Origin of the sequence: Streptomyces sp. T12, assembly GCF_028736035.1 — a bacterium.
Classification (GTDB): Bacteria; Actinomycetota; Actinomycetes; order Streptomycetales; family Streptomycetaceae; genus Streptomyces.
Genome location: NZ_CP117866.1, coordinates 1810558 through 1835294 on the forward strand (window position 1 = coordinate 1810558; position 24737 = coordinate 1835294).

General features: G+C 69.1%; 23 protein-coding genes. 3 read left to right on the forward strand and 20 right to left on the reverse strand.

The features are described from left to right. Positions 1 to 20: 20 nt before the first annotated feature. The 8 genes from alaS to PBV52_RS07980 form a co-directional block, all read right to left on the reverse strand. Entirely contained in the window at positions 21 to 2693 is a 2673-nt protein-coding gene (gene alaS / locus PBV52_RS07945; RefSeq protein ID WP_274237582.1) for an alanine--tRNA ligase, read from the reverse strand. Next, complete coding sequence (locus PBV52_RS07950; RefSeq protein WP_274237583.1) at positions 2693 to 3037, reverse strand: hypothetical protein; 345 nt, start codon at positions 3035 to 3037, stop codon at positions 2693 to 2695. Before PBV52_RS07950 ends, alaS begins: the two co-directional genes overlap by 1 nt. Before the next feature lie 8 nt (positions 3038 to 3045). Then, positions 3046 to 3492, reverse strand: a complete 447-nt coding sequence (locus PBV52_RS07955; RefSeq protein ID WP_128428907.1) for a DUF948 domain-containing protein — start codon at positions 3490 to 3492, stop codon at positions 3046 to 3048. 226 nt (positions 3493 to 3718) lie between these two features. Next, positions 3719 to 4333 carry a 30S ribosomal protein S4 gene (gene rpsD, locus PBV52_RS07960; protein WP_030053239.1) on the reverse strand — a complete coding sequence of 205 codons (615 nt, stop codon included), beginning with the start codon at positions 4331 to 4333 and terminating at the stop codon, positions 3719 to 3721. 304 nt (positions 4334 to 4637) lie between these two features. Then, the gene (locus PBV52_RS07965; RefSeq protein ID WP_274237584.1) at positions 4638 to 5993 is read right to left on the reverse strand and encodes a replication-associated recombination protein A; all 1356 of its coding nucleotides are present in this window, start codon (positions 5991 to 5993) and stop codon (positions 4638 to 4640) included. Between the two features lie 45 nt (positions 5994 to 6038). Beyond that, positions 6039 to 6695, reverse strand: a complete 657-nt coding sequence (locus tag PBV52_RS07970; protein ID WP_274249325.1) for a vitamin K epoxide reductase family protein — start codon at positions 6693 to 6695, stop codon at positions 6039 to 6041. A 186-nt stretch (positions 6696 to 6881) separates the two neighbouring features. Next, on the reverse strand, positions 6882 to 8144 hold the full coding sequence (gene hisS / locus PBV52_RS07975) for a histidine--tRNA ligase (protein ID WP_274237585.1): 1263 nt from the start codon (positions 8142 to 8144) through the stop codon (positions 6882 to 6884). A gap of 11 nt (positions 8145 to 8155) precedes the next feature. Further along, a complete protein-coding gene (locus tag PBV52_RS07980; protein ID WP_274237586.1) occupies positions 8156 to 8866 on the reverse strand; it encodes an MBL fold metallo-hydrolase in 711 nt (236 codons plus the stop codon). 181 nt (positions 8867 to 9047) lie between these two features. Between PBV52_RS07980 and PBV52_RS07985 the strand changes: the two genes are divergently transcribed. Next, positions 9048 to 9863: a peptidylprolyl isomerase gene (locus tag PBV52_RS07985; protein ID WP_274237587.1), complete on the forward strand. Its 816-nt coding sequence runs from the start codon at positions 9048 to 9050 to the stop codon at positions 9861 to 9863. Between the two features lie 135 nt (positions 9864 to 9998). Then, a complete protein-coding gene (locus PBV52_RS07990) occupies positions 9999 to 11228 on the forward strand; it encodes a DUF349 domain-containing protein (RefSeq protein WP_274237588.1) in 1230 nt (409 codons plus the stop codon). Between the two features lie 95 nt (positions 11229 to 11323). Here PBV52_RS07990 and relA read toward each other — a convergent pair whose 3' ends face one another. From relA to ruvC, 8 genes are all read right to left on the reverse strand, one after another. Then, positions 11324 to 13858, reverse strand: coding sequence for a GTP pyrophosphokinase (gene relA, locus PBV52_RS07995; protein WP_274237589.1), 2535 nt, complete (start codon positions 13856 to 13858; stop codon positions 11324 to 11326). A gap of 479 nt (positions 13859 to 14337) precedes the next feature. Beyond that, a complete protein-coding gene (locus PBV52_RS08000) occupies positions 14338 to 14877 on the reverse strand; it encodes an adenine phosphoribosyltransferase (RefSeq protein WP_274237590.1) in 540 nt (179 codons plus the stop codon). Then, positions 14874 to 15992 (reverse strand): protein translocase subunit SecF, encoded by a 1119-nt coding sequence (gene secF, locus PBV52_RS08005; protein WP_274237591.1) that lies wholly within the window; start codon positions 15990 to 15992, stop codon positions 14874 to 14876. Before secF ends, PBV52_RS08000 begins: the two co-directional genes overlap by 4 nt. Position 15993: 1 nt before the next feature. Continuing rightward, positions 15994 to 17721: a protein translocase subunit SecD gene (gene secD, locus PBV52_RS08010; protein ID WP_274237592.1), complete on the reverse strand. Its 1728-nt coding sequence runs from the start codon at positions 17719 to 17721 to the stop codon at positions 15994 to 15996. Between the two features lie 132 nt (positions 17722 to 17853). Then, positions 17854 to 18351 (reverse strand): preprotein translocase subunit YajC, encoded by a 498-nt coding sequence (yajC, locus tag PBV52_RS08015; protein ID WP_274237593.1) that lies wholly within the window; start codon positions 18349 to 18351, stop codon positions 17854 to 17856. Positions 18352 to 18526: 175 nt separating this feature from the next. After that, positions 18527 to 19597 (reverse strand): Holliday junction branch migration DNA helicase RuvB, encoded by a 1071-nt coding sequence (gene ruvB / locus PBV52_RS08020; RefSeq protein ID WP_274237594.1) that lies wholly within the window; start codon positions 19595 to 19597, stop codon positions 18527 to 18529. Positions 19598 to 19719: 122 nt separating this feature from the next. Further along, positions 19720 to 20325 carry a Holliday junction branch migration protein RuvA gene (gene ruvA, locus PBV52_RS08025; RefSeq protein ID WP_274237595.1) on the reverse strand — a complete coding sequence of 202 codons (606 nt, stop codon included), beginning with the start codon at positions 20323 to 20325 and terminating at the stop codon, positions 19720 to 19722. Next, entirely contained in the window at positions 20322 to 20951 is a 630-nt protein-coding gene (ruvC, locus tag PBV52_RS08030) for a crossover junction endodeoxyribonuclease RuvC (protein WP_274237596.1), read from the reverse strand. Before ruvC ends, ruvA begins: the two co-directional genes overlap by 4 nt. A 317-nt stretch (positions 20952 to 21268) precedes the next feature. Here ruvC and PBV52_RS08035 point away from each other — a divergent pair, with 317 nt between their 5' ends. Continuing rightward, on the forward strand, positions 21269 to 21574 hold the full coding sequence (locus PBV52_RS08035; RefSeq protein ID WP_274237597.1) for a hypothetical protein: 306 nt from the start codon (positions 21269 to 21271) through the stop codon (positions 21572 to 21574). 104 nt (positions 21575 to 21678) lie between these two features. Here PBV52_RS08035 and PBV52_RS08040 read toward each other — a convergent pair whose 3' ends face one another. The 4 genes from PBV52_RS08040 to PBV52_RS08055 form a co-directional block, all read right to left on the reverse strand. Further along, on the reverse strand, positions 21679 to 22431 hold the full coding sequence (locus PBV52_RS08040; RefSeq protein WP_048581096.1) for a YebC/PmpR family DNA-binding transcriptional regulator: 753 nt from the start codon (positions 22429 to 22431) through the stop codon (positions 21679 to 21681). A gap of 48 nt (positions 22432 to 22479) precedes the next feature. Then, entirely contained in the window at positions 22480 to 23088 is a 609-nt protein-coding gene (gene pdxT / locus PBV52_RS08045; protein WP_274237598.1) for a pyridoxal 5'-phosphate synthase glutaminase subunit PdxT, read from the reverse strand. Between the two features lie 24 nt (positions 23089 to 23112). Further along, entirely contained in the window at positions 23113 to 24018 is a 906-nt protein-coding gene (gene pdxS, locus PBV52_RS08050) for a pyridoxal 5'-phosphate synthase lyase subunit PdxS (RefSeq protein WP_128427834.1), read from the reverse strand. Between the two features lie 127 nt (positions 24019 to 24145). Next, entirely contained in the window at positions 24146 to 24688 is a 543-nt protein-coding gene (locus PBV52_RS08055) for a hypothetical protein (RefSeq protein WP_274237599.1), read from the reverse strand. Positions 24689 to 24737: the final 49 nt, after the last annotated feature.

Below are 24737 nucleotides of genomic sequence, written 5' to 3' on the forward strand. Positions count from 1 at the left end.
GCTCGCCTGTGTCTCGGCGCTCACTTGGCCGTTTCCGCCACGAGGCGTTCGACAGCGTCGACGGCATCGCCGACGGCGGCCGGGTTCTGGCCGCCGCCCTGGGCGACGTCCGGCTTGCCGCCACCGCCGCCGCCGAGGGTCTTGGCGGCCGTACGGACCAGTTCGCCGGCCTTGAGGCCACGCTCGCGGGCGGGCTCGTTGGTGGCGATGACCGTGAGGGGCTTGCCGTTGTTCACCGTGAACAGGGCGACCACGGCGGCGCGTCCGCCCTGGATGCGGCCGCGTACGTCGAGGACCAGCCTGCGCAGGTCGTCCGGCGTGGTGCCGTCCGGCACCTGACCGGTGACGACGGCGATCCCGCGGACGTCCTTGGCGGACTCGGCGAGACCGGCCGCGGCCTGCAGGACCTTCTCGGCGCGGAACTTCTCGATCTCCTTCTCGGCGTCCTTCAGCTTGCCGAGCATGGCGGAGACCTTCTCCGGGAGCTCCTCCGGACGGCCCTTGATCAGCTCCTGGAGCTGGGCGACGACCGTGTGCTCACGGGCGAGGAAGTTGTAGGCGTCGACGCCGACGAGCGCCTCGATACGGCGCACACCGGAACCGATCGACGACTCGCCGAGCAGCTTCACCAGGCCCAGCTGGGCGGTGTTGTGCACGTGCGTGCCGCCGCACAGCTCCTTGGAGAAGTCGCCGATGGTCACGACGCGGACGCGCTCGCCGTACTTCTCGCCGAACTCGGCGATGGCGCCCTGCTTCTTCGCGTCGTCGATGCCCATGACCTCGGCGTGCACGTCGAGGTCGCGGGCGAGCACCTCGTTGATCTTCTGCTCTACGTCGGTCATCACGGCCGTCGGCACGGCGGACGGCGAACCGAAGTCGAAGCGGAAGCGGCCGGGCTGGTTCTCGGAACCCGCCTGGGCGGCCGTCGGGCCGAGGGCGTCGCGCAGGGCCTGGTGGGTGAGGTGGGTGGCCGAGTGGGCGCGGGCGATGGCCCTGCGGCGGAGCGAGTCGATGGAGGCGTGGGCCTTGGCACCGACCGTCACCTCGCCGACCTGGACGACGCCCTTGTGGACGTACACGCCCGGCACCGGCTTCTGGCAGTCGCGGATCTCGATGACGGCACCGGTGTCGACCTTGATGCGGCCGGTGTCGCCGATCTGGCCGCCGCCCTCGGCGTAGAACGGGGTGCGGTCGAGGACGATCTCGACCTCGTCGCCCTCGGTGGCGGCCGGGGAGGAGGCGCCGTCGACGAGGATGCCGACGATCGTGGACTCACCCTCGGTGTCGCTGTAACCGATGAAGTCCGTCTCACCGACCTTGTCGGCGATCTCCCGGTAGGCGCCGGCACCGGCGTGGCCGGTCTTCTTGGCCTGGGCGTCGGCCTTGGCGCGCTCCCGCTGCTCCTTCATCAGGCGGCGGAAACCGTCCTCGTCCACGGAAAGGCCCTGTTCGGCGGCCATCTCCAGGGTGAGGTCGATCGGGAAGCCCCAGGTGTCGTGGAGCAGGAACGCCTTGTCGCCGGCCAGCACGGTGGAGCCCGCGGCCTTGGTCTCGGTGACGGCGGTGTCGAGGATGTTGGTGCCGGCCTTCAGCGTCTTGAGGAAGGCGTTCTCCTCGGCGAGGGCGACCTTCTCGATGCGCTCGCGGTCGGTGACGAGTTCGGGGTACTGCTGGCCCATCATGCCGATGACGACGTCGATCAGGTCCTTGACGACCGGACCGGTGGCGCCGAGCAGGCGCATGTTGCGGATGGCGCGGCGCATGATGCGGCGCAGCACGTAGCCGCGGCCCTCGTTGCCGGGGGTGACGCCGTCGCCGATGAGCATCACCGACGTACGCATGTGGTCGGTGACCACGCGCAGGGAGACGTCCGAGCCGTGGGCGTCGCCGTACGCGACACCGGTCAGCTCGGTGGCCTTGTTGATGACGGCCATGGAGGTGTCGATCTCGTACATGTTCTGCACGCCCTGCAGAATCATGGCGAGACGCTCGAGGCCCAGGCCGGTGTCGATGTTCTTGCTGGGCAGTTCGCCGAGGATCTCGAAGTTGTCCTTGCCGGTGCCCTGGCCGCGCTCGTACTGCATGAAGACGAGGTTCCAGATCTCCACGTACCGCTCGTCGTTGACGGCGGGGCCGCCCTCGACGCCGAACTCGGGGCCGCGGTCGTAGTTGATCTCGGAACAGGGGCCGCAGGGGCCGGGGACGCCCATGGACCAGTAGTTGTCCTTCATGCCGAGGCGCTGGATGCGCTCCTTGGGCACCCCAACGACCTCGTGCCAGATGCGCTCGGCCTCGTCGTCGTCCTTGTAGACGGTGATCCAGAGCTTCTCCGGCTCCAGGCCGTAACCGCCCTTGTCCTGGGGGCTGGTGAGCAGCTCCCAGGCGTGCTTGATGGCGCCTTCCTTGAAGTAGTCGCCGAAGGAGAAGTTGCCGCACATCTGGAAGAACGTGCCGTGGCGGGTGGTCTTGCCGACCTCTTCGATGTCCGGCGTGCGCACGCACTTCTGCACGCTGGTGGCGCGCGCGAAGGGCGGCTTGACCTCACCCAGGAAGTAGGGCTTGAAGGGCACCATGCCGGCCGGGACGAGGAGCAGAGTCGGGTCGTCCGCGATGAGCGACGCCGAAGGGACGACGGTGTGCCCGCGCTCCTCGAAGAAGCTCAGCCAGCGGCGGCGAATCTCGGCCGACTCCATCAGTGGTCCTCATTCCGGTTGTTCGAGTACGTCGTCCTGTCGACGTACTTCGGGTTGGTGCGGTTCTCGATGGCGGCGTACCGCCGGGGTGCGGGGAGCTCGGGGTCGGTGTTGATGCCCAGGGCCTCCCCCAGCTCTTCCTCCCGCTGGGCCATGTTGTCGCGGACGTCGAGCGCGAAGCCCACCGCGCGGTCCTTGAGCCGGTGGCCGGCCTCGAGCGCCTTGTTCGCCGCGGTCGCGGCGAGGCTCTCGGGGGTCAGCTGCTTCAGCTTCCGGTTGACCTTGGTGGTGGCCCACACACCGGCGGCGACGCCCGTGCTGAACCAGAACGTACGGCGGAACATGCTGGGTCTCAGTCCCTCTTTCCGCGGAGGTTTCGCTTCTCCCGCCGCGCGCCCGGGACCGTGCGGCCCACGATCACGGTGCGTCGGGGCGCCTTGGCGGGCGCGTCGTCCTTGCGGCCGCCGAGGGCCCGGCGCACGCCGTAGCCGAAGGCCGCGACCTTGACCAGGGGGCCGCCGAAGGTGGAGGCGACGGTGGTCGACAGCGCGGAGGCGTTCGACGTGACCTCCTGGACGTCGGAGGCGATCGCGTCGACCCGGTCGATCTGGGTCTGCGCCGAGCGCACCGCCGTGGAGGCCTCTGCCAGGAGCGGGACGGCCTGGTCGGTCACGTCCGCGACGAGCTTGGTGGTCGCCTTGAGCGTCTGGGCCAGCCTCGCCAGCGCGACGGCGAGGAAGGAGACCAGGATCGCCCAGAACACGGCCACCAGGATCCCGGCAACCTCTCCACCGGACACTGTGTGCACCCGCTCCCTGAAACGTGCCTCTACATCGGTCTACATCGAAAAAGTCGTGCACCGAGCCTATCGCGCCGGGGGTGCCGCTCCGCACCGGATTACCGCCCGCGTGGAGCCGAGTTGCCGGAAGTCGGACCGTGAATATGCGCAAGCCCGCCGCCTCGCCCGTCCGGAAGGGCGGGGAGACGGCGGGCTCAGGCGCAGAAGTCCTACGACCGCTGAAGGATCAACGGGCGTAGTACTCGACGACGAGCTGCTCGTCGCAGATCACCGGGATCTCCTTGCGGTTCGGCTCACGGTCCAGGCGGAACGCCAGGGCCTTGAGGTTCACCTGGAGGTAGCGCGGGGTCTCGCCCTCGGGGGCGAAGCCGCCCTCACGGGCGATGGAGAAGAGGGTCTTCTCGCGGCTGCGCTCGCGGACCATCACGACGTCGTCGGGACGGACGCGGAACGACGGCTTGTCGACCTTGCCGCCGTTGACCTCGATGTGGCCGTGAACGACCATCTGACGGGCCTGGTAGATGGTGCGGGCGATGCCCGAACGCAGGACCAGGGCGTCGAGACGGCGCTCGAGCTCGATGATCAGGGCCTCACCGGTCTTGCCCTGAACCTTGGAGGCACGCTCGTAGGCGCGAACGAGCTGACGCTCGGACACGTCGTACTGCGCACGCAGACGCTGCTTCTCCAGCAGACGGACCTTGTAGTCCGAGTTCTGCTTGCGGCCACGGCCGTGCTCACCCGGCGGGTAGGGACGGGCCTCGAAGTACTTGACGGCCTTCGGGGTCAGCGCGATGCCGAGGGCACGCGACTTCTTGACCTTGGGGCGGGACTGGTTCGCCACTTCTTTTCCTTTTCCTGTTTCGGCTGCCTCAGAGTTACGGGAGGTCGCAATCCGCAGCCGGGGGAATTCCCGACAGGTCCACGAGGGACTTGCCAGGCAGCCGTTCCCCTGGTCTGGGCACATACGTGCAGCACACGAACGGCCCACCGACCGGTCCCGGAACTCCGGGTGGTGGTGGGCTGCCCGCGACACCTACGACGGTGCGCGACGCTCCTGGATCAACAGATCCGGCTGGTTGTCCCGCCTGAGGCGCCGACCGGAGCCGGACACGGGACTCAGCACTTCGAGCGAGTCTACAGGCTGCTCAGGACCGTCTGCGACCGAGGTGCTTCCTGGTCCACTCCACGGCATCGGCGTACCGCGCCTCGGCACCGTGCCGGGTGGGCTCGTAGTACTCGCGGTCCTTGATGGCGTCCGGGGCGTACTGCTGGGCGGCGATGCCCTCGGTCAGGTCGTGCGGATACACGTACCCCTGCGCGTGCCCGAGCTTGGCGGCGCCCTTGTAGTGCCCGTCGCGCAGATGGGGCGGGACCGGGCCGGCCAGTCCCTTGCGTACGTCGTCCAGGGCAGCGCCGATCGCGGTGGTCGCGGAGTTGGACTTGGGGGCGAGGGCGAGCGCGATGGTGGCGTGGCTGAGGGTGAGGGCGGCCTCGGGGAAGCCGATCATGGCGACGGCCTGGGCGGCGGCGACCGCGATCGGCAGGGCGTTCGGGTCGGCGAGGCCGATGTCCTCGCTGGCGGAGATCATCAGGCGGCGGGCGATGAAGCGGGGGTCCTCGCCGGCCTCGATCATGCGGGCCAGGTAGTGGAGCGCCGCGTCGACATCCGATCCCCGGATGGACTTGATCAGGGCGCTGGCCACGTCGTAGTGCTGGTCGCCGTCGCGGTCGTACTTCACGGCGGCCCGGTCGACCGTCTCCTCCAGCGTGGTGAGGGCGATCTCCGTCTCGCCCTTGTCGAGGGCGGCTCCGGCGGCGGCCTCCAGCGCGGTGAGGGCGCGGCGGGCGTCACCGCCGGCGATGCGCAGGAGGTGGGCCTCGGTGTCCTCGGGGAGGGTGACGGCCTCCTTGAGGCCGCGCTCGTCGGTGAGGGCGCGGTGCAGGAGGCCGCGCAGGTCGTCGTCGGTGAGGGGTTCGAGGGTGAGGAGGAGGGAGCGGGACAGCAGGGGGGAGATGACCGAGAAGTACGGGTTCTCGGTGGTCGCCGCGATGAGGGTCACCCAGCGGTTCTCGACGGCCGGGAGGAGGGAGTCCTGCTGGGCCTTGCTGAAGCGGTGGATCTCGTCGAGGAAGAGGACGGTCTCCTTGCCGAAGCCGCCGGTGGCGCGGCGGGCGCCGTCGATGACCGCACGGACCTCCTTCACCCCGGCGGTGATGGCGGAGAGCTCGACGAAGCGCTTGTTGGTGGCCTTGGAGACGACGTACGCCAGGGTGGTCTTGCCGGTGCCGGGCGGGCCCCAGAGGATCACCGAGGAGGGCCCGGCGGGGCCGCCGCCTGATTCGCCGACGAGTCTGCGCAGGGGCGAGCCCGGCTTCAGCAGGTGCTGCTGGCCCACCACCTCGTCCAGGGTGCGCGGGCGCATGCGCACGGCCAGGGGACTGCCGGCTGGGTCCTTCTCCTGGCGTTCTTCTGCGGCGGCGGTGAACAGGTCGGGTTCCACGCTGGAAACCCTAATTCACCGCACTGACATCGACGTCGGAGCGGGTCAGGCCCAGAGGTGGCTGCCCCAGCGGGTGAAGATCAGCATGACGATGATGCCGCAGTGCGTCACCGGCAGCACCCAGGTGAATTCGGCGAGGAAGTTCTTCAGCGGGCGTGGGGCACGCAGGAATCCGTTGCGGATGTTGAAGGAGGTCACGTACCAGAACATGGTGATCGTCGCGGCCCAGGCGAGCGAGCACCACAGGCACAGCGCGTTGATGCGGTAGAGCGACTGGAACTGCAACCAGGTGCAGAAGGCGACACCGAAGAGCGTGCCGAAGTTGAGGGTCAGCCAGTACCAGCGCGGGAAGCGGGCGCGGGCGAGCAGGCTCATGCCGACGCAGATGACGATCCCGTAGCAGACAAGGCCGAGCATGGGGTTGGGGAACCCGAAGGCGGATGCCTGCTTGCTCTCCATGATGCTGCCGCAGGAGATGATCGGGTTGAGGCTGCAGCCGGGAGTGTAGGTCTTCCCCTCGACCTTGGCCTCGAGGATCTTGAACTTGTCAATCGTGATGATCCACGCCGCAATCAACCCCGCCGCGCCGGTGATCACCAGCATCAAGGCGAACGCACGGCTGCTGCCCAGCGACTGCGGCGGTGCCTCGGCACGCTCCGACTCGGGCTCGGTAGAGACGTCTTTGACTGTCGTCTTGCTCATCACGCCGATTCCGTCACTTGAGACTTGGAGTTTCTCCGGACACGGCACATTGTGCCGCACACGCACGCGTGCCCACCGTTCGCTGGGCATAAGGAAAGGCGCGCGATCGGGTAGAGGCGTTCGGTTCAGGACACCGGTGGGACGGCAAAGGGCGGGGACCCGAACCGGTCCCCGCCCTTTCGGAATTCAGCCCAGTCGGGCTTCCAACTCCGCGACGATCTCGTTGACGCCGATCGCCGCCTGCTCACCGGACTCCATGTCCTTGAGCTGTACGACGCCCTCGGCGAGGTCGCGTTCGCCGGCGACGATCGTGTAGCGGGCGCCACTGCGGTTGGCGTTCTTCATGGCGCCCTTGAGGCCCTTGGCGCCGTAGGAGAAGTCCGCCGCGATGCCGACCTTGCGCAGCTCGGTGACCTTGGCGAACAGGATGCGGCGCGCCTCCTCGCCGAGCGGCACCGCGAACACGCTGGTGGACGAGGGGAGTTGGAGCTCCACGCCCTCGGCCTCCAGGGCGAGCACCGTGCGGTCGACGCCCAGGGCCCAGCCGACGGACGGCAGCGCGGGGCCGCCGATCATCTCGGACAGGCCGTCGTAGCGGCCGCCGCCGCCCACCGCGGACTGGGAGCCCAGACCGTCGTGGACGAACTCGAAGGTCGTACGCGTGTAGTAGTCCAGGCCGCGCACCAGCTTCGGGTCGTCCTCGAAGGAGACGCCCGCGGCGGTGATCAGCTCACGGACCTCCTCGTGGTACGCCTTGCAGGCGTCGCAGAGGTAGTCGCGCAGGAGCGGGGCGTCCCCGAGCTGCTTCTGGACCGACTCGCGCTTGTCGTCGAGGACGCGCAGCGGGTTGATCTCCGCGCGGCGCAGGGTGTCCTCGTCCAGGTCCAGGCCGCGCAGGAAGTCCTGCAGCGCCGCTCGGTACACCGGGCGGCACTCCTTGTCGCCCAGGCTGTTGAGCAGGATCCGGAAGTTGCTGAGGCCGAGCGAGCGGTAGGCCTGGTCGGCCAGGATGATCAGCTCGGCGTCCAGCGCCGGGTCCTCGGCACCGATCGCCTCGGCACCGACCTGGGAGAAGTGCCTGTAACGGCCCTTCTGGGGACGCTCGTAGCGGTAGTAGGAGCCCGAGTACCAGAGCTTGACCGGGAGGTTGCCCGCCTTGTGCAGGTTGGCCTCCAGGGCCGCGCGCAGGACCGATGCCGTGCCCTCGGGGCGCAGGGCCAGCTTGTCGCCGCCCTTGGTCTCGAAGGCGTACATCTCCTTGGTCACGATGTCGGTGGACTCGCCGACACCGCGCGCGAACAGCTCGACGCTCTCGAAGCCGGGCGTCTCGATGTAGCCGTAGCCGGAGTTGCGCAGGGGAGCCGCGATCGCCTCACGGACCGCCAGGTACGTGGCGGAGTCCGGCGGGATCAGGTCGTACGTGCCCTTGGGGGCCTTGAAGGTGCTCACGGAAGGTCTCGTCACATTCCTCGTCGGGGAGCGTCGACATTCGCTCCCAGGCCGGCGGCCACCTGCCGCAGATACGGGTTGGTGGCGCGCTCCTGGCCGATGGTCGTCTGGGGGCCGTGGCCGGACAGCACCACGGTCGAGTCGTCGAGCGGCAGGCACACGCGGGCCAGCGAGTCGAGGATCTCGGCCATGTCACCGCCGGGCAGGTCGGTGCGTCCGATGGAGCCGGCGAACAGCAGGTCGCCCGAGAAGAAGATCGGCGGGATGTCCGCCGCCTCGGGCAGGCCGAAGGTCACCGACCCCTTGGTATGGCCCGGCGCGTGCGCGACGGTCAGCTCCAGGCCGGCCAACTCCAGCTTGGCGCCGTCGGTCAGCTCCTTGACGTCGTCCGGCTCCCCGATGGTCAGCTCGCCCATCAGCTGCATGCCGATGGAGCGGCCGAGCGCCTTCTCGGGGTCGCTCATCATGTACCGGTCCTCGGGGTGGATCCAGGCCGGTACGTCGTGTGCGCCGCACACCGGGACGACCGAGGCCACGTGATCGAGGTGGCCGTGGGTGAGGACGACGGCGACGGGCTTGAGCCGATGCTTCTTCAGCGCTTCCTCGACTCCGGGGGCCGCTTCGTGGCCCGGGTCGATGATCACGCACTCCTCACCGGCGGCGGGGGCGACGAGATAACAGTTCGTCCCCCAGGCCCCGGCGGGGAACCCGGCAATGAGCACGATCGTCCTTACGTTTGTGTCGACACAGGTGGTTTGTCGGCGGGCTCCGCCTGTCGTCAGAGCCTACCGGCGCTGCCGATTCCTCAGCGAACCCATATACGGTACGGGGCACACGCGGGCGATCGGCTCAATGGACGCACGCGTACCGGTCGACACACACGACGCATGAGGAGAGAACCCGGTGGTCAGCCAGGAACAGCGGCGGCGTCAGCTCGCCCGGGAGAAGTTCTTGCGGCAGCAGCAGCGGCGCACGTCCGCCCGGCGCAAGGCGCGCATGCGCAACTCGGTGATCGCGTCGGCGCTCGGGGTGGTGATCATCGGCAGTCTCGCGCTGTACACGACCGGGGTCCTCAAGGGCGACGACAGCAAGGAGAACGCGAGCGCGGAAGTCACGCCGAGCGCCTCCGCCAAGGCCACCGACCCGTGCGAGAAGCCCGCCGAGGGCAAGGTCAAGACGGCGACCTGGAAGAAGGAGCCGGAGCTGACCATCGACAAGTCGGCGAAGTACACGATGAAGCTCGCGACGACGTGCGGTGACATAGACGTCGCGCTGAAGGCCTCGGCCGCGCCGCACACCGTGAACTCGTTCGACTTCCTCGCCGGCAAGGGCTACTTCGACCACTCCAAGTGCCACCGGCTCACCAGCAGCGGCATCTACGTGCTGCAGTGCGGCGACCCGACGGGCACCGGCACGGGCGGACCCGGGTACACGATCCCGGACGAGAACCTGAAGGACAAAAGCCTCAAGAACAACATCTACCCGGCGGGCACCATCGCGATGGCGAACACCGGTCAGAAGCACTCCGGCGGCAGCCAGTTCTTCCTCGTCTACCAGGACAGTCAGCTTCCGCCCAACTACACACCGTTCGGTACCGTTTCCGAATCCGGCATGAAGGTACTCAAGAAGATTGCCGCCGCCGGTGAGAGCAGCGGCGCGGGTGACGGGGCACCGGTCGCGACGGTTGTCATCAACAAGGCGACGGTCACCAAATCCTGACCGCCAACTGCGTAATTTCGGTCGCGCGGGATGCGGACAGGCAACCCGCCGGTCGCCTATGTTGGCCGTGACGAAACTGTGGACGATGCTCGGGGGAACACAAGCCCCTCGCAGGCATCATGTGGAGGAGGCGCTGTGAGCAGCGACCCGTGGGGCCGCGTCGACGAGACGGGGACCGTGTACGTGCGTACGGCCGACGGCGAGCAGGTCGTCGGATCCTGGCAGGCCGGCTCCCCTGAGGAGGCGCTGGCCTACTTCGAGCGCAAGTACGAGGGCCTGGTTGTCGAGATCGGCCTCCTCGAGAAGCGAGTGAAGACCACCGACCTGTCGACGAAGGACGCGCAGACCGCGATCGACCACATCCGTGAGCAGGTCGACGCGCACCACGCGGTCGGCGATCTGGACGCCCTGCGGACCCGCCTGGACAAGCTGGTCGAGACCGTCGGCAAGCGCCGCGAGGAGCGCAAGCAGCAGCGCGCGAAGCAGTCCGACGAAGCCCGCCACGCCAAGGAGGCGCTGGTCACCGAGGCGGAGGAGCTGGCCCAGTCCGACCAGTGGCGGGCCGCGGGCGAGCGGCTGCGGGCCCTGGTGGACACCTGGAAGGGTCTGCCGCGGCTCGACCGCAAGTCGGACGACGAGTTGTGGCACCGCTTCTCGCACGCCCGGTCGGCGTTCTCCAAGCGCCGCAAGGCGCACTTCGCGCAGCTGGACGCGCAGCGCGAGGAGGCGCGCAGGACCAAGGAGCGACTGGTCGCCGAGGCCGAGTCGCTGTCCGGTTCGACCGACTGGGGCCCGACGGCTGCCCGTTACCGCGAGCTGATGTCGGAGTGGAAGGCCGCCGGGCGCGCCCAGCGCGAGCACGAGGACGACCTGTGGAACCGCTTCCGCGGCGCCCAGGACATCTTCTTCGCGGCCCGCAGCTCGGTGTTCGCCGAGCGTGACGCCGAGCAGGCCGAGAACCTGAAGCTGAAGGAGGAGCTGGCCGAGGAGGCCGAGAAGCTCCTGCCGATCGGCGACCTGAAGGGCACGCGTGCCGCCTTCCGCTCGATCAACGAGCGCTGGGAGGCCATCGGCCATGTGCCGCGCGACGCCCGCCCCAAGGTCGAGGGCCGGATGCACGCCGTCGAGCGGGCCATCCAGGAGGCCGAGGAAACCGAGTGGCGCCGGACCAACCCGGAGGCACGCGCGCGTGCCGAGGGTCTGACCGGTCAGCTCCAGGCCGCCGTGGACAAGCTGAGCGGCCAGATCGAGCAGGCGCGCGCCCAGGGCAACAACGCCAAGGCCGACAAGCTCGAGCGGGAGCTGGAGGGCCGCCAGGCGCTTCTGGACCAGGCGCTGAAGGGCCTGCAGGAGTTCGGCGGCTGAGGGAAGGCAGCCGGCGAAAGCCTTTTACGACGAGAAGGGCCCCGTACGCGATGTACGGGGCCCTTCTCGTCGTATGCCTACGAGCTCGCCGTGTCCTACGTCCGGTTGCGCGCCGACGTCACGCGGTACACGTCGTACACGCCCTCGACGCCCCTGACCGCCTTCAGGACGTGCCCGAGGTGCTTCGGGTCGCCCATCTCGAAGGTGAAGCGGGAGGTGGCGACGCGGTCGCGGGAGGTCTGGACGGCCGCGGAGAGGATGTTGACGTGCTGGTCGGAGAGCACGCGCGTGACGTCCGAGAGGAGCCGGGAGCGGTCCAGGGCCTCGACCTGGATGGCGACCAGGAAGACCGAGGACTGGGTGGGCGCCCACTCGACCTCGAGGATGCGCTCGGGCTCACGGGACAGTGACTCCACGTTCACACAGTCGCTGCGGTGAACCGATACACCACTACCGCGTGTGACGAAGCCGATGATCGGGTCGCCGGGTACGGGCGTACAGCAGCGGGCCAGCTTGACCCACACGTCCTCGACGCCCTTGACGATGACGCCGGGGTCGGCGCTGGAGCGGCGCTTGCGGCTGCGACCGCGGGCCGGCGGAACCGACTCGTCGATCTCCTCGGTGGCGGCCTCCTCGCCGCCGAGCGCCTGGACGAGCTTCTGTACGACGTTCTGCGCGGAGACATGTCCCTCGCCGATCGCCGCGTACAGCGCGGAGATGTCCGGGTAGCGCATCTCGTGCGCGAGCGTGACCAGCGAGTCGCCGGTCAGGATGCGCTGGATCGGCAGGTTCTGCTTGCGCATCGCGCGGACGATGGCGTCCTTGCCCTGCTCGATCGCCTCGTCGCGGCGCTCCTTGGAGAACCAGGCGCGGATCTTGTTGCGGGCGCGCGGCGACTTGACGAAGCCGAGCCAGTCGCGGGAGGGACCCGCGCCGGCTGCCTTGGAGGTGAAGACCTCCACCAAGTCGCCGTTGTCCAGGGTGGATTCGAGGGGTACGAGCCTGCCGTTGACCCGCGCTCCTATGGTGCGGTGGCCGACCTCGGTGTGCACGGCGTACGCGAAGTCGACAGGAGTCGCCCCGGCCGGGAGCGCTATGACGTCGCCCTTCGGGGTGAAGACGAAGACCTCGTTGCGGGACAGGTCGAAGCGCAGGGACTCCAGGAACTCCCCCGGGTCCTCGGTCTCCTTCTGCCAGTCCAGCAGCTGGCGCAGCCACGCCATGTCGTTGAGGTGGTCGTCCTTGCCCTTCCCGGACGACTTGGGCGCGTCGGAGCGGACCTTGGAGGCGCCGGCGACGGCCTCCTGCTTGTACTTCCAGTGCGCGGCGATGCCGTACTCGGCGCGGCGGTGCATGTCGAAGGTGCGGATCTGCAGCTCGACGGGCTTGCCGTTGGGGCCGATGACCGTCGTGTGCAGCGACTGGTACATGTTGAACTTGGGCATCGCGATGTAGTCCTTGAACCGGCCGGGGACCGGGTTCCATCGCGCGTGCACGGTGCCGAGGGCGGCGTAACAGTCGCGGACCGTGTCGACAAGTACACGAATACCCACCAGGTCGTAGATCTCCGCGAAGTCGCGACCGCGGACGATCATCTTCTGGTAGACGCTGTAGTAGTGCTTCGGGCGGCCGGTGACGGTCGCCTTGATGCGGGCGGCGCGCAGGTCCTGCTGGACCTCGTCGGTCACTATGGCCAGGTATTCGTCACGCTTCGGTGCCCGCTCGGCCACCAGCCGTACGATCTCGTCGTACATCTTGGGGTAGAGGATCGCGAAGGCGAGGTCCTCCAGTTCCCACTTGATGGTGTTCATGCCGAGGCGGTGGGCGAGCGGCGCGTAGATCTCGAGGGTCTCGCGCGCCTTCTTTTCCTGCTTCTCGCGCTTGAGGTAGCGCATGGTGCGCATGTTGTGCAGGCGGTCGGCGAGCTTGATGACCAGGACGCGCGGGTCCTTGGCCATGGCGACGACCATCTTGCGCACGGTCTCGGCCTGCGCGGCCTCACCGAACTTGACCTTGTCGAGCTTGGTGACGCCGTCGACGAGCAGGGCGACGGAGTCGCCGAAGTCGCGGCGCAGCTGGTCGAGGCCGTACTCGGTGTCCTCGACGGTGTCGTGCAGCAGGCCCGCCATCAGGGTGGCCGGATCCATACCCAGCTCGGCGAGGATGGTGGTGACCGCGAGCGGGTGCGTGATGTACGGGTCGCCGCTCTTGCGCTTCTGGCCGCGGTGCCAGCGCTCGGCGACCTGGTAGGCCTTCTCGATCTGCCGGAGCGTGGCCGTCTCGATCTTCGGGTCGTTGCTGCGCACTATCCGCAGCAGCGGCTCCAGCACCGGGTTGTACGGGTTGGAGCGCTGGACGCCGAGGCGGGCGAGGCGGGCACGGACGCGATTGGAGGAGCCGGTGCGGGCGGGCTGTCCGGTGTTCGGGCGGACGGCCGGTGCGGGGCGCTCGGGTGGAGCGGGCTTGGGTCGCGACTGGTCGGCCGACTTGTCGACGGGCGCGGACTGGGCATGCTCGACCGTCCCGCGGGTGTCGTTCTTCGCGTGCGACGCGTTGGGCGCGGGCTTCGCCGCGGGCGCCGAGGCGGACTCGGGCTTGGCGGCGGTCAGGTGCTGGGCCTCGTCTGGCAAGAGGGCTCCTCGTGCGCGATCCGGGTCCCCCGGTCAGGCTCCGGAGACCCCATGGTAGCGATCCTGCGCCCCAGGATCGCCTTCAGCCCGATGTGAGGGCCGTCTACCGGAGAAACACGAGGGGCTGCCGCAGGATTCCCCCGGAGGCCTCGCCCCGGTGTCCGGCGGGTGACGCCCGCCTTTCGTACGCCTGTCACACGGCTCTCGTATGCCTCTTGCGAGCTGCCTGGCGAAGGGCGTGCGCGCATCGTCGCCGCCCGGCGTACGGCCCCTTCCGCACGCCCGACGTACGCCCCACTCACACGGGGCCATGCGGCCCGCGTCTGTGGCTTCGCCACAGGGCTTCGCTGCCCCCGGCCGCCACCGGCAATGCCCGTCGCGAGCGGAAGCCCCTCGACACACGCATGCCGCGCGCCTTGTACACAGGCGCGCGGCATGTTCGGCGATGCGTGCTCACGGCTTTCGCGCGAGCACCTGACTCAGACCAGGAGCAGCGACTCCAGCGGGGCCCCGGCCAGGGCCGGGTCCAGGCGGGCTCGGCCGCCGAGGAAGCCCAGTTCCATCAGCACGGCCAGGCCGGCCACGTCGGCGCCGGCCCTGCGGATCAGCTGGATCGAGGCCTCCGCGGTGCCGCCCGTCGCCAGGACGTCGTCGATGACCAGGACGCGGTCGCCCGCGGTCAGGTCCTCGGCGTGCACCTCGATCTCGGCGGAGCCGTACTCCAGGTCGTACGCCTGGCTGAGCGTCGCCCCGGGGAGCTTGCCCGCCTTGCGTACCGGGATGAAGCCGATGCCCGCGCGCACGGCCACGGGGGCGCCGAGGATGAAGCCTCGGGCCTCGAGGCCGACGATCTTCGTGGCGTCGGTGTTCGCGGCGATCTCGGCCAGCGCGTCGGTGAGCGCCGTGAACGCCGCCGGGTCCGCCAGGAGCGGGGTGATGTCCTTGAACATCACGCCCGGTTCCGGGTAGTCCGCCACGTCACGGATGCGGCTGAGCAGCAGCTCCTTGATGTCGGTCATCGACGCTTCCCCGACGGTCGGCCGCGGCCCCGGCTACGGGACACGGGCTGGTCGCGCGGGCCGACGACCGCGGGGGCGGCGTCCTCGCGGTCGTCGTCGAGCGGCTCGTCGGCGGCCGAGGCGTTCGGGGCCTCGCCCTGTGCGGCGGCCTGGGCCCGCTTGGCGAGCACACGCTTCTTCAGGGCCTTCATCTGCGGCTCGCGCTCCTTGAGGTCGGCGACGAGCGGCGTGGCGATGAAGATCGAGGAGTACGCACCGGCCGCGAGGCCGACGAACAGCGACAGCGAGATGTCGTTGAGCATGCCGGCGCCGAGGACACCGCCACCGATGAACAGCAGGCCCGCCACCGGCAGCAGCGCGACCACCGTGGTGTTGACGGAGCGGACCAGGGTGCTGTTGATCGAGCGGTTGGCGATGTCGCTGTAGGTCCACCGGGTCTGCTTGGTGATGTCCTTCGTCTGCTCCTTGAGGCTGTCGAAGACGACGACCGTGTCATAGAGCGAGTAACCGAGGATCGTCAGCAGACCGATCACCGTGCCCGGTGTGACCTCGAAGCCGACCAGGGCGTAGATGCCGACCGTGATGGTGATGTCGTGGATCAGGGCGACGAACGCGGCCAGTGCCATGCGCCACTCGAACGCGATCGCCAGATAGATCACCACCAGGACCAGGAAGATCGCGAGGCCCTGCCAGGCCTTGTTGGCGATCTGCTCACCCCAGCTGGGACCGACCAGCTCGCCGGTGACGTCCTTCTCGGCGACGCCCAGGTCCTTGGCCAGCTCCGTCGAGACCCGGTCGGCCTGGTTGGTGTCGATGCCCGCGACCTGGATGCGCAGGCTGCCGTTGCCGAGCTTCTGGACGATGGCGTCGTGGCCGGACGCCTCTTCCGCGTACTTCTCCGCCTGGGAGACCGAGGCGGCGGTCTTCGCCGGGGTGGTGAAGACCGCTCCGCCCTGGAACTCGATGCCCATGTTCAGGCCGCGCACCGCCAGGCCGACGATGGCCGTGATGGTGATCAGGATGGAGATGCCGTACCAGATCTTGCGGTTGCCGACGAAGTCGTAGCCGACTTCGCCACGGTGCAGTCGGGCGCCGAGGTTGCCGAGCTTCGACATCTCACGCCTCCTTCGTCTCGACGGGGGCGGAGGGACGGCGGGTACGGCGCAACGGCGGCCGGGCACCGAGTCGCTTGGGATCGAGGCCGGACCAGCTGTGGCCGCTGCCGAAGAACTTGCTGCGGGCCAGGATCGTCAGCAGCGGCTTGGTGAACAGGAACACCACGACCACGTCGAGCAGGGTGGTCAGGCCGAGCGTGAACGCGAAGCCCTGGACCTTGCCGACGGTGACGACGAACAGCACCGCGGCGGCCAGGAACGACACGAAGTCGGAGACCAGGATGGTGCGCCGGGCGCGCGGCCAGGCCCGCTCGACGGCCGGGCGCAGCGAGCGGCCCTCGCGGATCTCGTCGCGGACGCGTTCGAAGTACACGATGAACGAGTCCGCTGTGATGCCGATGGCGACGATGGCACCACAGACGGCCGGGAGGTTCAGCGCGAAGCCGATGGCCGGGCCGAGCAGGGCCATGATCACGTAGGTGAGGGCGGCCGAGACCAGCAGCGAGGCGACGGCGACGAGCGCGAGACCCCGGTAGTAGAGGACCAGGTAGAGGACGACCAGGGCGAGACCGATCGCGCCGGCGATCAGACCGGCCTGCAGCTGCTCACCGCCGAGCGCGGCGGTCACCGTGGTGACGCTGTCCTCCTTGAAGGTCAGCGGCAGGGCGCCGTACGACAGCATGTTGGCGAGGCTCTGGGCGGACTCCTGGGTGAAGTTGCCGGAGATCTCCGCGTTGCCGCCGGTCAGGGCCTGGTTGACGGACGGGTCGGAGACGACGTCGCCGTCCAGGACGATGGCGAACTGGTTCTGCGGCGGCTGGTTCTTGGCCAGCTTGCCGGTGATGTCGCCGAACTTCTTGCGGCCGTCGGACGTGAAGTCCATGGTCACGGTCCAGCCGGCGCCGGTCTGCGTGTTGAGGACGGCCTTGGCCTTCTTGACGTCGGTGCCGTCGACCTCGGCCGGGCCGAGGATGTACTTCTGCCACTGGTCGGACGAGTTCTTGCCGCAGGCCACCGTGGGATCGGTGGGCTTGGCGCCCCTGCCGGCGTCGGCGCGGGCTTTCTCGCTCACGCAGTTGAGCGCGGCGTACTGCGCTTGGAGTTTGCTCGTGGCCGCGTCGGAGCCGCTGCTCGCGGACGGGGAGGCGCTGGTGGAGGCACTCGTGGACGGCGTCGCGTCCGCCTTCAGGGCGTCGGTGACCGCACGGCCCTGCGTGGTGGAGGTCGCCGAGGGGGAGGACGAGGAGGTCGCCTTGTCGGTCGCCCCGCCCGAGGGGCTCGCGGAGGTGCTCGGCGACGGGCTGGGCGTCGCGGCGGCGCCGGAGACCTCGGTGGTGAGCACCGGGCGGAAGTACAGCTTCGCGGTGGTGCCGACCTGGGCCCGGGCCTCCTTGGCGTTGGTGCCCTTGGGGATGTTGACGATGATGTTCTTCGTGCCCTGGGTCTGAACCTCGGTCTCCGAGACGCCAAGACCATTGACACGGCGGTTCATGATCTCGACCGCGGTGTCCATGTTGGTCTTGTTGATCGCGGATTCCTGGCCCGGCTCGGTGACCGCGCGCAGCGTGATGCTCGTGCCGCCGGCCAGGTCGATGCCAAGACGCGGGGTGGTCTGCCCCGTGGCGAACATCCCCCCGGTGAGGCCCACGATGGCGATCAGGATGAGGGCCAGCGAGCGCCCTGGCTTGCTCTGGGCGCTCGCGCTCCGGCCCTTCTTAGGTGCTGCCACCTTCTCGTACTCCCTCTCGGGCCGCATCGCGCCAGGTCAGCGGGCAAGCGGCCATGACTGGTATCGGGATCCCATGCGAGATCGGCATGTTCCGGGGCGCGCAGGCATGGCCCGCGCGCCCCCGGGACATGGCTACTTCGCGTCGGACTCGCCGTCGGTCTTCTTCGACTCAACGTCCGTCTTCGCCTCGGCGGCCGCGGTGTCGTCGGACGCCTCGTCGGCCTCGTCCTTCTTGCCGAGGTCGACAGGCTTGTCGTCGGAGGCGGCGGCAGCGTCGGCGGCGGGCTCGTCGGTCTCGGTGAGGGAGGAGGCGTCGTCCGGGACGACGTCGGACTTCAGGTCGTGCTCGATGCCGTGCACGATGCGGTTGTACTCGTCGTCGGAGAGGACGGCACCGATCGCGTTCTTGGCGAAGAGGAGCTCCACGCCCGGGCCGGCGTCGAGGAGGACCGTGTCCTCATTGGCCTCCTTGACAGTCGCGTACATGCCCCCGATGGTGCGGACGCCGCTGCCGGGCTGCATTTGGTTCCGCATGTCGGCCGCCTGCTGCTGCTTCTTCTTGGCCGACCGGGTCATCAGGAACATGGCCCCGATGAGCACGATGAACGGGAGGAGGGTCACGAGACTCACGGGTCGGTACTTCCTTCACACGACCGCGATGGTGAGCGGCCTGATGGTTGGGGGTATGTATGCCGTCGACAAAGGCGGCATCGGCGGAGTCTAAGCGAGTCCGCATGCATGGAACAACGCTCAGCATGGCACCGGGGTTCCTACTCCGGCCAATGCCCTCGCCGTCACCGCGCCATCACGCCCCGAACAGATCCTGTTGTCCGTTTCCCGCCGCTTGTGAACGGGGCGGCGTGAGGCCGAGATGCGCCCATGCCGCGGGGGTGGCGACGCGACCACGCGGAGTGCGGGCGAGCAGGCCCTCCCGTACGAGGAAGGGCTCGGCGACCTCCTCGACGGTCTCGCGCTCCTCCCCCACCGCGACCGCGAGCGTGGACAGGCCGACCGGGCCGCCGCCGAACAGCTTCAGCAGGGCCTGAAGGACGCCGCGGTCGAGCCGGTCGAGGCCTCGGGCGTCGACCTCGTAGACGGCAAGGGCGGCCCCTGCGATGTCCCTGGTGATGATCCCGTCGGCCTTGACCTGGGCGTAGTCGCGGACGCGGCGCAGCAGGCGGTTGGCGATGCGGGGCGTGCCACGGGAGCGGCCGGCGATCTCGGCGGCGCCGTCGGCCTCGATCTCGACGTCGAGCAGGTTGGCCGAGCGGTGGATGACGCGCTCCAGCTCGGTCGGCTCGTAGAACTCCATGTGCGCGGTGAAGCCGAAGCGGTCGCGCAGCGGGGGCGGCAGCAGACCCGCGCGCGTGGTGGCGCCGACCAGGGTGAACGGCGGGAGTTCGAGCGGGATGGCGGTGGCGCCGGGGCCCTTGCCGACGATGACGTCGACGCGGAAGTCCTCCATCGCCATGTAGAGCATCTCCTCGGCGGGCCGGGACATGCGGTGGATCTCGTCGAGGAAGAGGACCTCGCCCTCCTGGAGGGAGGAGAGGATCGCGGCGAGGTCGCCGGCGTGCTGGATGGCGGGACCGGACGTGATGCGGATGGGGGCGCCCATCTCGGCTGCGATGATCATGGAGAGGGTGGTCTTGCCGAGGCCCGGGGCGCCGGAGAGCAGTACGTGGTCGGCGGTGGCGCCACGCGCGCGTGCGGCGCGCAGGACGAGGTCGAGCTGCTCGCGGACCTTCTCCTGACCGATGAACTCGTCCAGGTCCTTGGGGCGCAGGGCGGCCTCGACGGCCTGGTCCTCACGGTCGGCGGACGCCCCGACGAGCCGCTCGGCGGCGGAGGTGTCGGTCGTGTCGTCCCAGTTCATGGAGTGTGCCTCGGGGGTCGCGGTCGGATGGGTCGTACGTCGTACGAGGTGACGGGGCCGTCGGAAGAGCGTGTGCCGGATTCCCGAGGCGCCGTTTCGGACCTCTCGGGAATCCCGCTGTTTCAGCGCGCTCTGTTCAGGGTCTGCAGGGCTGCCCGCAGCAACTGGCCCACCTGGGGTGCGCCCTCGGCCGCCTCGGCCTGCGGTGCCACGGCGGTGACGGCCTCGTCCGCCTCGCGGGTGGCGTAGCCGAGGCCGATCAGGGCGGCGTGCAGTTGGTCGCGCCAGCCACTGGTGACCGGTGCGCCGACAGCGGGCGCTCCGATCGGCTCTCCCAGGCGGTCCTTCAGCTCGAGCAGCAGCTTCTGGGCGCCCTTCTTGCCGATGCCGGGGACCGCGGTGAGCGCCTTCTCGTCACTGGTGGCGACGGCGCGGCGCAGGGCGTCCGGGCTGTGCACGGCCAGCATCGACTGGGCCAGGCGCGGGCCGACCCCGCTCGCGGTCTGCAGCAGTTCGAAGACCTGGCGCTCGTCGTCGTCCGCGAAGCCGTACAGGGTCAGCGAGTCCTCGCGGACCACGAGGGAGGTGGCCAGCTTGGTCTGCTGGCCCATGCGCAGCCCGGAGAGCGTGTTGGGTGTGCACTGGACGGCGATACCGATGCCGCCCACCTCGACCACCGCGGAGTCGGGGGCGAGGGCGGCGACCGGGCCGCTGACAAAGGCGATCATGCGGTACGGCCTTTCGATGCGCGCGAAGTGTTCGCCGCGTGCGCGGCCTTCGCTTCGTGGGAGGTCTGCGCTGTGTGGGAGGTCTTCGCCGCGTGCTGGGCGACGGCCTGTTGCAGCCGGTTCTGGGCAACTGCCTGCTGGAGGCGCTGCTGGGCGGGTGCGCGCCAGATGTGGCAGATGGCGAGGGCGAGGGCATCGGCGGCGTCGGCAGGCTTGGGTGGTGCGTCGAGCCGGAGCAGGCGGGTGACCATGGCGCCCACCTGTGCCTTGTCGGCGCGGCCGCTGCCGGTGACGGCGGCCTTGACCTCGCTGGGCGTGTGCAGCACGACGGGGATGCCACGGCGGGCGGCGCAGAGGAGTGCGACCGCGCTGGCCTGGGCGGTGCCCATCACCGTACGGACGTTGTGCTGGCTGAACACGCGTTCCACGGCGACGAATTCGGGCTGGTACTCGTCCAACCAGGCTTCGAGGCCCTGTTCGATGGCGACGAGGCGGTGGCCCAGGTCCGCATCCGGGGGCGTACGGACGACGCCGACGCCTCGCATCGTCAACGGACGTCCGGCGACGCCCTCGACGACACCGACGCCGCACCGGGTCAGCCCGGGGTCAACACCGAGTACGCGCACCTGGCTCCTTCGCTTCCCTCGTCTGCGTGTTCAGTCCCTGTCCATCCTGCGCAGCCAGGCTATCCGGCGGCACTGACAACGCGGCGTCGGGCGGGCCGGGTCACAGAGCAAGATCAAAGGGAAGGCAAAGGATCATGGGCCGGTGCCCCGACATGACCGACACGTCATGAGAAAGCGGAGCGGCTGGGGCCATTCTCCATTGCTTCGCACACTTGATCGCTTATAGCTTCCGGAGCGTCGCGGACGGCAGACCACCGTCCGCGTTGTCGCGAACTGAAGGTTCGCGTCGATCACTTGCACAAGAGAATCGGGGATCCATGCGCAACATCGCGAAGGCTGCTGCCGTGACCGCGTCCGTCCTGCTGGCGGGTGTGGCCGTGGCGACTCCCGCGCAGGCGGCCACCAAGGCGAAGCACGAAGGCCGCAGCGGCTGCTTCAACTACTCGTGGGGCGACGGCATTTCGACCACCACCGTCTACTACCACAACATCTGCAACCACAAGGCCACCATCAACATCTGGTGGAAGGACGGCCAGGTCGACTACATGAAGGCCGACACCGTCAAGGCCGACGGCAAGGGCAGCATGAAGCACACCGGTGACGTCAAGAGCATCGACGGCTGAACGGTCGCCTGACGCAGGACCACACATGAGAACGGCCCACCGAAGAGGACTTCGGTGGGCCGTTCTCATGTCGCAGCTCAGATGTCTCTGCCGGCTTCCGGCGCTCAGGCGTCGACCTTCTCCATGATCTCGTCGCTGACGTCGAAGTTGGCGAAGACGTTCTGGACGTCGTCGCTGTCCTCGAGCGCGTCGATCAGCTTGAAGATCTTCTTGGCGCCCTCCTCGTCCAGCTCGACCTGGACGGACGGCACGAAGCTGGAGTCGGCGGAGTCGTAGTCGATGCCGGCCTCCTGGAGGGCGGTGCGGACCGCGACCAGGTCGGTGGCCTCGCTGATGACCTCGAAGGACTCGCCGAGGTCGTTGACCTCCTCGGCGCCCGCGTCCAGGACGGCACCGAGGACGTCGTCCTCGGTCAGCTCGCCCTTGGGAACGATGACGACGCCCTTGCGGCTGAACATGTACGACACGGAGCCCGGGTCGGCCATGTTGCCGCCGTTGCGGGTCATGGCGACGCGGACGTCGGAGGCGGCGCGGTTGCGGTTGTCGGTGAGGCACTCGATGAGCACCGCGACGCCGTTCGGGCCGTAGCCCTCGTACATGATCGTCTCGTAGTCGGCGCCACCGGCCTCGAGACCGCCGCCGCGCTTGATCGCGGAGTCGATGTTCTTGTTCGGCACCGACTGCTTCTTGGCCTTCTGGACGGCGTCGTAGAGCGTCGGGTTGCCCTCGAGGTCGACGCCGCCCATCCGCGCCGCGACCTCGATGTTCTTGATCAGCTTCGCGAAGAGCTTGCCGCGCTTGGCGTCGATCACGGCCTTCTTGTGCTTCGTCGTGGCCCATTTAGAGTGGCCGGACATCTGCCTGTCTCCTTCGCGTAACCCGTCTATGAACGAACGCCAGAGATCCTACAAGGACTCCGCTGCCCGGTTCGCGCGCACCATGTCGACAAACAGGCCGTGCACACGGTGGTCGCCGGTCAGTTCCGGATGGAACGACGTGGCCAGTGCGTTGCCCTGGCGGACCGCGACGATGTGGCCGTCGTGCTCGGCGAGGACCTCGGCCTCGGCGCCGACGGACTCGACCCAGGGGGCGCGGATGAAGACGCCCTCCACAGGATCGCCCTCCACACCCCTGACGTCCACCGTCGCCTCGAAGGACTCGTTCTGCCGTCCGAAGGCGTTGCGGCGCACGATCATGTCGATGCCGCCGACGGTCTCCTGGCCCGAGCGCGGGTCGAGGATCTTGTCGGCGAGCATGATCATGCCGGCGCAGGTGCCGTAGACGGGCATGCCGCCGTGCACGCGCGCGCGTAGCGGCTCCATCACTTCGAACAGGATGGCCAGCTTGGAGATGGTCGTGGACTCGCCGCCGGGGATGACGAGGCCGTCGACCTCGGCGAGCTCTTCGGGGCGCCGCACCGCCCTGGCCACGGCGTCGGCCGCGGCCAGGGCGATGAGGTGCTCCCGTACGTCGCCCTGGAGGGCCAGGACGCCTATGACGGGTGCGTCAGTCATGTACGTGCAGTCCTTGGGGGGTGCTTACCAGCCGCGGTTGGCGTAGCGCTCGGTCTCGGGGAGGGTGTCGCAGTTGATGCCGACCATGGCCTCGCCGAGGTTGCGGGACGCGTCCGCGATGATCTTCGGGTCGTCGTAGAAGGTCGTCGCCTTGACGATGGCGGCGGCGCGCTTGGCCGGGTCGCCGGACTTGAAGATGCCGGAGCCGACGAAGACGCCCTCGGCGCCGAGCTGGCGCATCAGCGCGGCGTCGGCCGGGGTGGCCACGCCACCGGCGGAGAACAGCACCACCGGGAGCTTGCCGAGCTCGGAGACTTCCTTGACCAGCTCGTACGGGGCGCGCAGCTCCTTGGCGGCGGCGTACAGCTCGTTGTTGTCGAAGCCGCGCAGCTTGGCGATCTCGTTCTTGATCTGGCGCAGGTGACGGACGGCCTCGACGACGTTGCCCGTGCCGGCCTCGCCCTTGGAGCGGATCATGGCCGCGCCCTCGGCGATGCGGCGCAGGGCCTCGCCCAGGTTGGTGGCGCCACAGACGAAGGGGGTCGTGAAGGCCCACTTGTCGGAGTGGTTGACCTCGTCGGCCGGGGTGAGGACCTCGGACTCGTCGATGTAGTCGACGCCGAGGGACTGCAGGACCTGGGCCTCGACGAAGTGGCCGATGCGGGACTTGGCCATGACCGGGATGGAGACGGCGTCGATGATGCCCTCGATCATGTCCGGGTCGGACATCCGGGCCACGCCGCCGTCCTTGCGGATGTCGGCGGGGACCCGCTCGAGGGCCATGACGGCGACGGCGCCCGCGTCCTCGGCGATCTTCGCCTGCTCCGGCGTGACGACGTCCATGATCACGCCGCCCTTGAGCTGCTCGGCCATGCCGCGCTTCACGCGCGCGGTGCCGGTCTCGGGAGCCTGGTTTGCGGAAGTGGACACGGGTGACCTCACTCGGTGAAAAAGGGGTTACTGCAAGCACCGAGGAAACGGGAGTGGACCAGGCCACAGCAAGGGCCAATGAGAAGCCGGTGGATCCTTTTCCGGCCTGATAGCACGAACGTGCTGGTCAGGCGGCCCTGTCGACCAGTGCCACGGGGGGCTCGTCGTCCATCTCGAAGGCCAAGGGGAAGGGGGCGTGACCCGCCAGGCGGAACCAGCGGACCTTGCGGTGCCGGCGCAGCGCCCTGGCCGCCCGTACGGCGTCGTTGTGGAAGCGGCGGGCCATCGGTACCCGGCGGACCGCCTCGGTCAGCTCGCGGGCCGCTTCCTCTCCCCCGGGCGCCTCCCGCACCGCCTGCACCTGCTGGGTCTCGGCGAACACGGCCCGCAGCGCCTGGCTCAGGTCGCTCTCGGCGACCTCCCGCTGCTCCTCCTCGGACTGCCGGGCAGCGTGGGCGGCCTCGTACAGGACGATCGACGCGGCCGGATCCAGCACGCCGGAGGTGGCCAGTTCCTGGGCGACCGAGGCGCGGCGCAGCAGCTGCGCGTCGAGGGCGGCGCGCGCCGCGTCGATTCTGGCGTGCAGCCGGTCGAGGCGGCCTGCGGTCCAGCTCAGGTAGAGGCCGATCGCGACGAGGGCTACGAGAATCCAGATGAGAGTTGCGGTCACGGGCGGCAGACTAGCCGCGCCGGGGCAGCCGGATGTCGTGCGGGGTGTC

Bases quoted from the DNA above. Each gene is read 5' to 3' on its own strand.
- alaS (WP_274237582.1), bottom strand. From the start codon at position 2,693: ATGGAGTCGGCCGAGATTCGCCGCCGCTGGCTGAGCTTCTTCGAGGAG.
- PBV52_RS07950 (WP_274237583.1), bottom strand. From the start codon at position 3,037: ATGTTCCGCCGTACGTTCTGGTTCAGCACGGGCGTCGCCGCCGGTGTG.
- PBV52_RS07970 (WP_274249325.1), bottom strand. From the start codon at position 6,695: ATGAGCAAGACGACAGTCAAAGACGTCTCTACCGAGCCCGAGTCGGAG.
- PBV52_RS08000 (WP_274237590.1), bottom strand. From the start codon at position 14,877: ATGACCGACATCAAGGAGCTGCTGCTCAGCCGCATCCGTGACGTGGCG.
- secF (WP_274237591.1), bottom strand. From the start codon at position 15,992: ATGTCGAAGCTCGGCAACCTCGGCGCCCGACTGCACCGTGGCGAAGTC.
- ruvB (WP_274237594.1), bottom strand. From the start codon at position 19,597: ATGAACTGGGACGACACGACCGACACCTCCGCCGCCGAGCGGCTCGTC.
- ruvA (WP_274237595.1), bottom strand. From the start codon at position 20,325: ATGATCGCCTTTGTCAGCGGCCCGGTCGCCGCCCTCGCCCCCGACTCC.
- PBV52_RS08035 (WP_274237597.1), top strand. From the start codon at position 21,269: ATGCGCAACATCGCGAAGGCTGCTGCCGTGACCGCGTCCGTCCTGCTG.
- PBV52_RS08040 (WP_048581096.1), bottom strand. From the start codon at position 22,431: ATGTCCGGCCACTCTAAATGGGCCACGACGAAGCACAAGAAGGCCGTG.
- pdxT (WP_274237598.1), bottom strand. From the start codon at position 23,088: ATGACTGACGCACCCGTCATAGGCGTCCTGGCCCTCCAGGGCGACGTA.